This window comes from Vibrio sp. 811, assembly GCF_033339195.1.
Map to the genome: position 1 here is coordinate 1 of NZ_JAWOUB010000109.1, position 1080 is coordinate 1080.

General features: G+C 50.3%; 1 protein-coding gene. It reads right to left on the reverse strand.

What is annotated here, in order from left to right:
- Positions 1-1080, reverse strand: a 1080-nt coding sequence (gene mmsA, locus R7Q46_RS25170) for a CoA-acylating methylmalonate-semialdehyde dehydrogenase (protein WP_318077936.1), incomplete at both ends; no start/stop codon positions are given.

Consider the following 1080-nt stretch of genomic DNA (forward strand, 5'->3'; position numbering starts at 1 on the left):
CAAAAATCTCTTGGGTGTAAATCGACATATTCGGCGTTACGCCGCTAAACAGCGTTGGCCCGATCCAATTACCATCGGGAAACCCTTCGACTTCACATTGGCTGCCATCAAGTTCACACACCGCACCTTGTTGTTTACCTAACTCAATCAAACCCAAAACGCGCTGCTTGGCTTGCTCACTGATCAAAGGGCCATACGCTGCATCCTCATCATCCCAAGCGCCGGGATGGATTTTCGCCATTTCTTGTTTGAGATCCGCAATCCAGGCTTTTGACTCGCCAACAAACACCGCGACTGAAATCGCCATGCAACGTTGCCCTGCAGCACCAACCGATGATCCCACCAAGTTGTTGATGACGTGATCTTTGTTAGCATCAGGCATGACAACCATGTGATTTTTAGCGCCAGCAAAGGCTTGTACGCGTTTAAAGTATTGAGTTCCCGTGGTGTAAATGTACTGCGCGACAGGCACTGAGCCGACGAAAGACACCGCGCGAATATCGGGATGAGCAAGCAAGAAATCGACTTGATCTTTGCGGCCATGAACGATCTGCAATACGCCTTTTGGCGCACCCGCCTCTTCAAAAAGCTCAGCTAAGCGAATCGAGGTTAAAGGCACTTGCTCGGAAGGCTTAAGAACGAAAGTGTTACCGCTCGCGATTGCGATGGGAAACATCCACAACGGGATCATGGCAGGAAAGTTGAACGGAGTAATACCGCAGCACACACCCAAAGGCTGGATTATCGAGTAGCTGTCGATGTCAGTCGCGACATTTTCGACCGTTTCTCCCATCAGGTTGCTGGCAATGTTGGCCGCTTGCTCAACCACTTCTATGCCGCGCCAAACATCGCCTTTGGCATCGGCAAAGATTTTGCCCGTTTCGTGCGAAAGCAAGGTCGCGATTTCATCATGATGTTCTTTCAAAAGATGCTGATAGCGAAGCATCAAACGCGCTCGCTCTGATACCGCCACCTCTTTCCAAGATTGAAAAGCCGTTTGCGCACTTTCTATGGCCGCTTTCATCTCAGCATTTGTCGAACATGGCACATACGCGATTACGTCATTGGTGGCGGGATTGG